The sequence below is a fragment of the Pantoea sp. R102 genome (assembly GCF_004916815.1).
GTDB lineage: Bacteria > Pseudomonadota > Gammaproteobacteria > Enterobacterales > Enterobacteriaceae > Pantoea > Pantoea dispersa.
The window spans coordinates 1-8,445 of the sequence record NZ_SDFT01000300.1; the positions used below are offsets into that span (position 1 = coordinate 1).

Here is an 8,445-nt window from a genome sequence, read left to right on the forward strand (position 1 = left end):
GCGCGCCATGGAAGAGCAGAGCGTGCAGCTTGAGCAGGTGGTGCACGGCTTCAAACTGTAATTCATCCCGTCAGAAAGCACAGCGGCGCGTTTTTTGCGCCGCTGTCACGCTTTTTCCTGCCTTATTCTCCAGAATTATCCGCTGGCTGCTAAGCTTACTGCTTATCGCGCCAGCGCACGGAATGTGCGCGATTTTCTCCGCTGCCGCTTCCGCTATTGTGTACAATAGTGGGGATTTTTCCGAAGGAGTTGTCATGCCCGCCATTGAAGTTATCCTCGTTGACCACCTCGATCGTCCCACCGGCAAGATGGAAAAGCTGGAAGTGCATGAGAAAGGATTGCTGCATCGTGCGGTAACGGTTTACGTGTTCAATTCGCGCCATGAACTGTTGCTGCAGCGCCGGGCGCAAAGCAAGTATCACTGCGGCGGTTTGTGGAGCAATACCTGCTGCAGCCATCCTTACCCGCAGGAGCCGACGCGCGATGCGGCTGAGCGCCGCCTGCGTGAAGAGATGGGACTGGATCTGGCGTTAACGCCGGTGTTTGAACTGAGCTATAACCTGCCGCTCAGCAACGGTCTGATCGAACATGAGTACGGTCACGTGTTTTTCGCCATCAGTGACGAAGTGCCGGTGCTCAACCTTGATGAGGCTGACGACTGGTGTTACCGCTCAGTCGAACAGATTCAGCAGGAGATGCGCGACAATCCGGCAAAATTCACGCCGTGGTTCCTGCACACTTTTCCGCGCATCCCCAACACGCTGGGCGATTTCCGCCTCACCGCCTGAGCCAACGCCTCATCGCTGAGGCGTTATCCGCTTACTGAAAATCTTCCGCATCGACGTCATAGCCTGACGGTTCCCAGCGAATCGCCAGCAGCGCCAGTAATCCGGCCAGCGGTGCGAGCAGGATCACCCAGAACACGCCGGTGCCGAACGCCGCGACCAGCAGCGGAAACACAAACAGGGATACCGTCGAACTGGCGCGCATCAGCGTCTGATTAAAGCCGACGCCCACGCCACGCAGCGAAGCCGGATAGCTCAGTGAGGCAAAGGTCATGGTGTGCGAACCCGGACCAAACCCCTGACCGAACAGGAACAGCGCCAGCATGGCAATCGCCAGGGCCGCTTCCTCGCCGCCGGCCGGGCGACCAATCAGCGCCAGGCCCAGCAGCGCCGCACACTGGCAGGCGTAACCGGCCACCGACATCTTCCATGCACCCAGCCGCGGCACCAGTCGTACCGCCAGCAGCCCCCCGACAAAGGCAAACAGCAGGTTAAGCGCCAGCGAGACCAGAATGGTGGTCAGCATCGACTGCGCGAGGAAGCTGGAGATGATCACCGGCAGGCCAAAGGCCACGGCGTTATAGGCAAACGACGAGGCAATCGAGGTTATCGTTGCCAGCAGCGTACGGCGGCGGTAAACGCCCTGCAGCAGCGCGCCGTAGTTGCGCCAGCTGGCTTTACGTACTGGCTGTGCGGCAGTGAGATCGGCATCCTGCGCGACCTCCGCGTTGATGTTATATGACCGCCGCAGGATTGCCGCTGCACCCTGCAGGTTGCCCTGATTTGCCGCCCAGATCGGTGATTCGCTCATGTAACGACTGCGGATGGCGATGATCAACAGCGCCGGTACCGCGCCAAAGCCGAGGATCAGCCGCCACAGCCAGTCAGTATGGCTCTCTGGCAGCACCGCATACAGCAGCAGCACCAGCAGATAGGAGATGCTGATCGCCGCGTACCAGGTGGGACACCACATCGCGACGCTGGCGGCCTTATTGCCCTGACCGCGCAGTCGGGAAAACTCCGCCAGAAACGCCATCGCCACCGGCAGATCGATGCCGACGCCGAGCCCCATCACAAAGCGCGCCGCCGCCAGCACGTACTCGTTCGGCGCAAAGGCACAGGCCAGTGCCGCCACCACGAAGAAGAACATATCGGCCATAAAGACCCGATAGCGGCCAATTTTATCGGTGAGATAGCCACCGATCAGCGCACCAACAATCGCGCCAAAGGTGATAGCCGACGCCACCATGCCGGTGCCGGCGGGGGTCAGATTGAACTCGCGCGTGACATCTTTAATACCGAAGGCCAGCGCACCGAGATCGTAGGCATCGAGAAAAACCCCGCCCAGCGCAATGGCGATGACGATGCGCGCATTGCTGCGCGAGGCATTACTGTTGTTGACCAGCCGCGTCACGTCGGCTGCGCTGCGAATCCACTGTGTCTCGCCCTGCGGCGTATTCCCTGCCAGCGCCACGTGCGCCGAAGAAGTTAAGTCAGACATGATGTTGTGTGATTTATTGTAAAGAGTGGGGCTATGAGCATAAGCCGCGCCACGGATGTGAAAAATTCTATTTGGTTATAAGTGCAACCAAAGCGTTCTATAAAACCGGCAACGGATAGCAGAAAAAGAACGAATTGCGCCGCTTGACCGCACCCATCCCGTTTCGCCAGGCTACGCTTGATAATCACTGAAAGAAAATAATGCTGAGGAAAGCGCCATGATTAAGCAGGGTTTATTGGGGATGATCGCATTCGCGATGAGTGTCGGGGCCGTGCAGGCAGCGGACCCGGTCAAGGTAGGTTCCAAGATCGATACTGAAGGTTCGCTGCTCGGCAACATCATTCTGCAGGTGCTGAACCAGCATGGGGTAAAAACCGTGAATAAAATCCAGCTCGGTACCACGCAGGTGGTGCGTGGCGCGATCACCGCCGGTGAGCTGGATATCTATCCGGAATATACCGGCAACGGGGCGTTCTTCTTCAATGATGAGAAGGACGCGGCGTGGAAAAACGCGCAGCAGGGCTATGAGAAGGTGAAAAAGCTCGATGCAGAGAAAAATCATCTGGTGTGGCTGACGCCAGCACCGGCTAACAACACCTGGACCATTGCGGTGCGCGGCGATGTCGCGCAGCAGAATAACCTGCAATCCCTCGACGATCTCAGCGCTTACCTGAAAAAAGGCGGCACCTTTAAGCTGGCGGCGTCGGCGGAGTTCATCGAGCGCAGCGATGCGCTGCCGGCGTTTGAGAAAGCCTACAACTTCAAGCTGGGCCAGTCACAGCTGCTGTCGCTGGCCGGCGGAGACACCGCCGTTACCATCAAAGCGGCCGCCCAGCAAACGTCCGGCGTCAATGCGGCGATGGCTTACGGTACCGACGGCCCGGTCGCGGCGCTCGGCCTGCAAACCCTGAGCGACCCGAAGGGCGTGCAGCCGATTTACGCGCCTGCGCCGGTGATCCGTGCCAGCGTGCTGCAACAGTACCCGCAGATTGCCGACTGGCTGCAGCCGGTATTCAGCAAGCTGGATGAGAAAACCCTGCAGCAGCTCAACGCGCAAATCGCCGTTGACGGACAGGACGCCAGCCAGGTGGCGCAGCAGTGGCTGCAGCAGAATAAGTTGCTGTAAGCGGTGCTGTCACGGATAAACCGACCGCGCCAGCAGCCGGTGCTGCTGGTGCTGACGCTGCTGATTACGCTGGCGCTGGGAGCGCTACCGCTGCTGAGCTACGCGGCTAACCGGCTGGTCTCCGGACAGCCGCTGATGCTTTGGCAGGTAACGGCGGGCTGGCTGCTGCTGCTGCCGCTGTTATGGCTATGGCTGGGATTGTGGTGGCCGCCGGGACGCGGTGCGGCGCTGGCGCAGCTGCTGGGCGCGGAGCTACTGTTTGCCCTGCTGATTGGCATCGGCGGCCACGCCGCCAGTGAGCTGGCCCGCAGCGGCAGCCCGCTGGCGCGTACCGCGCTGGGCAGCGGCCTATGGTGTGCGGCAGGATTAGCGCTGCTGCTGGTCGCCGAAGCGATTCGCCAGCTTAATCAGCAGACGCCGCTGCGTATTCTGCTTAATCTGCAACTGTGGCTGCCGCCGCTGATACTGCTGCTGAGTGGTCAGCTGGACGCGCTGTCGCTGCTGAAAGAGTACAGCAATCGCACCGCTGTCTTTAACGCCGCGTTCAGCCAGCATCTGCTGCTGCTGGGCGGTACGCTGCTGCCCACCTTACTGATTGGTCTGCCGCTGGGACTCGCCATCGCGCGTCGCGCCCGCTGGCAACATGCCGCCTTCAGCGTGCTGAATCTGATCCAGACCGTGCCGTCTGTGGCGCTGTTTGGCCTGCTGATTGCACCGCTGGCCGGACTGGCGGCGCATTTTCCGCAGCTGGCGCGCCTCGGTATCAGCGGGATTGGCGTCGCGCCGGCGCTGATTGCGCTGGTGCTGTATGCACTGCTGCCGCTGGTGCGCAGCGTGGTTGCGGGGCTGCAGCAGGTGCCGCAGGAGGTGCGTGAAACCGCGCGCGGCATGGGCATGAGCGGCTGGCAGCAGTTCTGGCACGCCGAGCTGCCGCTGGCGCTGCCGGTGTGGCTCTCCGGACTGCGCGTGGTGGTGGTGCAAACCGTCGGGCTGGCGGTGGTCGCCGCACTGATTGGAGCCGGCGGCTTCGGCGCCATTGTGTTTCAGGGACTGCTGAGCAGCGCGCTGGATCTGGTGCTGCTGGGCGTGATTCCGGTGGTGGCGCTGGCGGTGATATTCGATGCGCTGCTGCGATTGCTGTCGGCGCTGCTGGAGAGAGGACATGATTGAATTTCATCAGGTGAGCAAAGCGTTCGCCGGTAAAGAGGCGATTCGCAACCTGTCGCTAAAGATTGAGAAGGGCAGTTTTACCGTGCTGATCGGCACTTCAGGCTCGGGTAAATCCACCACGCTGAAGATGATTAACCGGCTGGTTGAGCATGACAGCGGCGAAATCCGTTTTGCCGGTGAGCCGATCGAGCAGATGGATGCACGCGCGCTGCGGCGGCGCATTGGCTATGCCATTCAGTCCATCGGCCTGTTTCCACACTGGAATGTGGCCAAAAATATCGCCACCGTGCCATCGCTGCTCGGCTGGCCGCGGGAAAAAATTGCCGCACGGGTTGAGGAGCTGCTGGCGCTGCTCAATCTCGACAGTCAGCTGGCGTCGCGCTATCCGCACCAGCTCTCCGGCGGCCAGCAGCAGCGTGTTGGTGTGGCGCGCGCGCTGGCGGCCGACCCGGAACTGCTGCTGATGGATGAACCGTTCGGCGCGCTCGATCCGGTCAACCGGCAGGCGCTGCAGCAGGAGATGCTGCGCATTCAGCAGCTGTCGGGGCGCACCGTGGTGCTGGTGACGCACGATATCGACGAAGCGTTAACCCTAGCCGATCAGCTGGTGCTGATGGACGGCGGAGAGATTGTGCAGCAGGGACGGCCGATTGACCTGCTGACGCAGCCTGCCAGTGATTTCGCGCGCCAGTTCTTTGGCCGCAGCGAGCTGGGCGTGCGTCTGCTGGCGCTGGGGCGGGCCGGCAGTGCGGCACGACGCGGTGAGTGGCTGGAGGCGGAGCCGATCGCCGCCGGTCTGACGCTACGCGAGGCGCTGTCGCAGTTTATTGCGCGCCGCACCGACAAATTACCGGTTGTCGATCAGCATCAGCAGCCGCTGGGCGTGCTGCACTTTAGCGATTTGCTGCGACAGCAGGAGGCGGGCTGATGCGAATGCTGCGCGATCCGCTCTACTGGCTGCTGGGGGTATTTCTGCTGTTGCTGTGGGGGTTACCGCACAGTGCGCCGCTGTTTGCGCACTGGTTTCCACAGCTTGAGCGTCCGCTGTACCAGCAGGAGAGTTTCTGGCAGCTGGCGCTGGCCCATCTGCTGCTGGTGATCAGCGGCAGCGCGCTGGCAATAGTGGTGGGCGTTGGCTGTGCGGTCTTCGCTACCCGTCACGGCGGCAGGGCGTTCCGCCCGCTGATGGAGACGCTGGCGGCTGCCGGCCAGACCTTTCCACCGGTGGCGGTGCTGGCGATTGCCGTGCCGGTCATGGGCTTTGGCGCTGCGCCGGCGGTGATGGCGCTGTTTCTGTATGGGCTGTTGCCGATTCTGCAAGGCACGCTGGCGGGACTGGACAGCGTTCCGGCCAGCAGCCGTGAGATCGCCGTCGGTCTGGGAATGGGGCCGTGGCGGCGTCTGTGGCAGATAGAGCTGGCGCTGGCGGCACCGGTGATTATGGCGGGCGTGCGCACCTCTGTGATGATCAACATCGGCACCGCGACCATCGCCTCAACCGTCGGAGCGGAGAGTCTGGGTTCGCCGGTGATTATCGGTCTGAGCGGCTTCAATACCGCCTATGTGATTCAGGGCGCGCTGCTGGTGGCGCTGCTGGCGCTGATCTGCGACCGGCTGCTGGAGCGGTTGCAGCACGCACTCAGTGGGTATGCAGAATAAGGCTGTAGCCAACCAGCATCATGCCGCCCATGCCGCCAATCGCCATGATGGCAAACAGGGTGCCAATGAGAATTTTATTCCAGTTCATAGGTAAACCTGAGAAAAGTCATGAAGTGCGGCATGATAACGCGCACATGCGGTAAGGCAAAGGCCGCATGTGCGATTTTTCAGGTGGGTTCGTGGACGTGAATCGAGAAGCCCTGAGCCTGCCAGTGTTCAAACTGCTCCAGCTGGCGGCGCGTCGGCTTTTTACCGGTCCAGATAAACAGATGCTGGCCGGGAAACAGCTCCGGACGCGGCATATCCAGCGGTTCCGCCAGCACATCAATGCGCCAGCCCTGCTGCGCTAAGCGCCAGGCTTCCAGCCAGATGCGGGTGCGATCTTCTACGCCCCAGCCAATCATTAAGGCATCTTTGCCGGCTTTTTTACGCGCGCCTGCCAGACAGAACGCGACATAATCAATCAGCGCGCCGTCCAGCAGACTGCACATGGTGCGGGCGGTATTCTGATCCAGCCCGAGACGCTGGCGTACCGGTACAAAAACGTGGTCAATCAGCGCATCGACCGGGTGTTCACGGCCAATGGTGGCGATTTTGGTGCGCAGTTTGGAGGCGCGCACGTGGCGCAGCACGCTCATCAGCTCTTCCTGCAGCGCCGTCCAGCCGTCATGCACGTTGAAGGTCTCTCCTTCAAGCAGGGCTTTGACTTTGCCAACAGGCACACCGCTCTCTATCCAGCGTTTGATCTCTTCGATCCGCTGAACATCTTCATCATCAAATTGTCGATGACCACCCTCAGTGCGCTGCGGCTTTAACAATCCATAACGACGCTGCCAGGCGCGCAGGGTTACCGGGTTAATTCCACAGCGCTCGGCAACATCACCGATACTGTATAAGGCCATGGCATCCTCTAAAATTCTGACCTGCATAACAACACCTTAACCGCCAGAGTGAGCTTGTACAATGATTATTTTATTGTACAACTTGACCCACTGCACGATTTCGGGCTTTATCTCTTATGTGAGATTTATTTCCCGAAAATGAGAGGTTGAAGATGTCTGCTCTAAATACGGAAGATCGGCTTGCGGCACGTCTGGCGGAATTACGCCTGCAGCGCGGCTGGTCGCTGGATGAACTGGCTCTGGCAACCGGCATTAGCCGGGCATCATTGTCGCGCATTGAGCGCGCTGAGACCAGCCCTACCGCCGCTTTGCTTAATCGCTTGTGCGTGGCCTACGGTTTAACCATGTCGCGACTGCTCAGCGAAGTAGAAGAAGAAGCGGCGCTGCTACTGAAAGCGGAGCAGCAGCCGGTCTGGCAGGACACGCTCAGCGGCTTCCAGCGGCGCAACGTCTCGCCGCCGGCCAGTCAGTTTAAAGCGGAGCTGGTGGAGGGCGTGCTGCGTCCAGGCGCGCGCATTGATTATGATGCGCCGCCGGTACAGGGGCTGGAACAGCACATCTGGCTGCAGTCGGGCGAGCTGACCCTCACCATGGAGACGCAGAGCTGGACGCTTCAGGCCGGCGATTGCCTGCGTTTCCATCTCAGCGGACGTTCCTCTTTTCAGGCGCATGCCGAAGGCGGCGCGCGCTACATTCTGGTGGTGTGTAAACCATGATTGAAATCGACTCTCTCAGCGCCACCCAGGCGCAGCCGCTGCTGGCGTCACTGTGTGAGGTGCTGCACGGCTGCGTGGCAGACGGTGCCAGCGTCGGCTTCATTGACGCAGACGATCGCGCAGTGATGGCGCGTTTCTGGCAGGACAAAATTTACAGCCTGGCGAGCGGCGATAACCAGCTGCTGGTGGCCTGGCAAGCGGGCGAGATAGTGGCCACGGTGATGCTGGGCTTCAGCAGTATGCCCAACGGCCGCCATCGCGCGGAGATCAGCAAGCTGCTGGTGCATCCGCGTGCGCGACGTCAGGGCATTGCGCGCCGTCTGATGTTACGTGCCGAGCAGCTGGCGCAGCAGCAGGGTAAAACGCTGCTGGTGCTGGATACGCGCAGCGGCGATGTTGCCAGCGCGCTCTATCTGTCGCTCGGCTGGCAGGTGGCGGGTTCGATTCCGTGCTATGCCGAATCCACGGCCGGCGAGCTGGATGCTACCATGGTGATGTATAAGCGGCTGACGTAAGCGTTCTGGTTGCTGTTACCGGATGCCGCCTCTCCCTTGTGCGCAGGCTGCGTCTCCCTCTCCCGGTGGGA

9 protein-coding genes are annotated in these 8,445 nt (G+C 61.0%); 7 read left to right on the forward strand and 2 right to left on the reverse strand.

Going from position 1 to position 8,445, the window contains the following annotated elements:
• Positions 1-254: 254 nt before the first annotated feature.
• Positions 255-788, forward strand: a complete 534-nt coding sequence (idi, locus tag ERD80_RS22120; RefSeq protein WP_058757829.1) for an isopentenyl-diphosphate Delta-isomerase — start codon at positions 255-257, stop codon at positions 786-788.
• 31 nt (positions 789-819) lie between these two features.
• Here the strand turns inward: idi and ERD80_RS22125 are convergent, their stop codons facing one another.
• Positions 820-2,286, reverse strand: a complete 1,467-nt coding sequence (locus tag ERD80_RS22125) for an MFS transporter (RefSeq protein ID WP_058775318.1) — start codon at positions 2,284-2,286, stop codon at positions 820-822.
• Between the two features lie 217 nt (positions 2,287-2,503).
• Between ERD80_RS22125 and ERD80_RS22130 the strand changes: the two genes are divergently transcribed.
• Genes ERD80_RS22130 through ERD80_RS22145 form a run of 4 tightly spaced genes read left to right on the forward strand, consistent with a single transcriptional unit; the run spans position 2,504 to position 6,241 of the window.
• Positions 2,504-3,412, forward strand: coding sequence for an ABC transporter substrate-binding protein (locus ERD80_RS22130; protein ID WP_058780854.1), 909 nt, complete (start codon positions 2,504-2,506; stop codon positions 3,410-3,412).
• A 3-nt stretch (positions 3,413-3,415) separates the two neighbouring features.
• Complete coding sequence (locus ERD80_RS22135; RefSeq protein ID WP_136548573.1) at positions 3,416-4,582, forward strand: ABC transporter permease; 1,167 nt, start codon at positions 3,416-3,418, stop codon at positions 4,580-4,582.
• Positions 4,575-5,510 (forward strand): ABC transporter ATP-binding protein, encoded by a 936-nt coding sequence (locus tag ERD80_RS22140; protein WP_021508457.1) that lies wholly within the window; start codon positions 4,575-4,577, stop codon positions 5,508-5,510. The genes ERD80_RS22135 and ERD80_RS22140 overlap by 8 nt, the downstream gene beginning before the upstream one ends.
• Positions 5,510-6,241 (forward strand): ABC transporter permease, encoded by a 732-nt coding sequence (locus ERD80_RS22145; protein ID WP_136548575.1) that lies wholly within the window; start codon positions 5,510-5,512, stop codon positions 6,239-6,241. Before ERD80_RS22140 ends, ERD80_RS22145 begins: the two co-directional genes overlap by 1 nt.
• A gap of 167 nt (positions 6,242-6,408) precedes the next feature.
• Here ERD80_RS22145 and ERD80_RS22150 read toward each other — a convergent pair whose 3' ends face one another.
• Positions 6,409-7,143, reverse strand: coding sequence for a MerR family transcriptional regulator (locus tag ERD80_RS22150; RefSeq protein WP_031279872.1), 735 nt, complete (start codon positions 7,141-7,143; stop codon positions 6,409-6,411).
• Positions 7,144-7,295: 152 nt separating this feature from the next.
• Here ERD80_RS22150 and ERD80_RS22155 point away from each other — a divergent pair, with 152 nt between their 5' ends.
• Together ERD80_RS22155 and ERD80_RS22160 are read left to right on the forward strand one after the other, a co-directional pair.
• On the forward strand, positions 7,296-7,859 hold the full coding sequence (locus ERD80_RS22155; RefSeq protein ID WP_058757823.1) for an XRE family transcriptional regulator: 564 nt from the start codon (positions 7,296-7,298) through the stop codon (positions 7,857-7,859).
• Positions 7,856-8,374, forward strand: coding sequence for a GNAT family N-acetyltransferase (locus ERD80_RS22160; RefSeq protein ID WP_136548577.1), 519 nt, complete (start codon positions 7,856-7,858; stop codon positions 8,372-8,374). The genes ERD80_RS22155 and ERD80_RS22160 overlap by 4 nt, the downstream gene beginning before the upstream one ends.
• Positions 8,375-8,445: the final 71 nt, after the last annotated feature.

Bases quoted from the DNA above. Each gene is read 5' to 3' on its own strand.
- idi (WP_058757829.1), top strand. From the start codon at position 255: ATGCCCGCCATTGAAGTTATCCTCGTTGACCACCTCGATCGTCCCACC.
- ERD80_RS22155 (WP_058757823.1), top strand. From the start codon at position 7,296: ATGTCTGCTCTAAATACGGAAGATCGGCTTGCGGCACGTCTGGCGGAA.
- ERD80_RS22125 (WP_058775318.1), bottom strand. From the start codon at position 2,286: ATGTCTGACTTAACTTCTTCGGCGCACGTGGCGCTGGCAGGGAATACG.
- ERD80_RS22150 (WP_031279872.1), bottom strand. From the start codon at position 7,143: ATGGCCTTATACAGTATCGGTGATGTTGCCGAGCGCTGTGGAATTAAC.
- ERD80_RS22160 (WP_136548577.1), top strand. From the start codon at position 7,856: ATGATTGAAATCGACTCTCTCAGCGCCACCCAGGCGCAGCCGCTGCTG.
- ERD80_RS22145 (WP_136548575.1), top strand. From the start codon at position 5,510: ATGCGAATGCTGCGCGATCCGCTCTACTGGCTGCTGGGGGTATTTCTG.
- ERD80_RS22130 (WP_058780854.1), top strand. From the start codon at position 2,504: ATGATTAAGCAGGGTTTATTGGGGATGATCGCATTCGCGATGAGTGTC.
- ERD80_RS22140 (WP_021508457.1), top strand. From the start codon at position 4,575: ATGATTGAATTTCATCAGGTGAGCAAAGCGTTCGCCGGTAAAGAGGCG.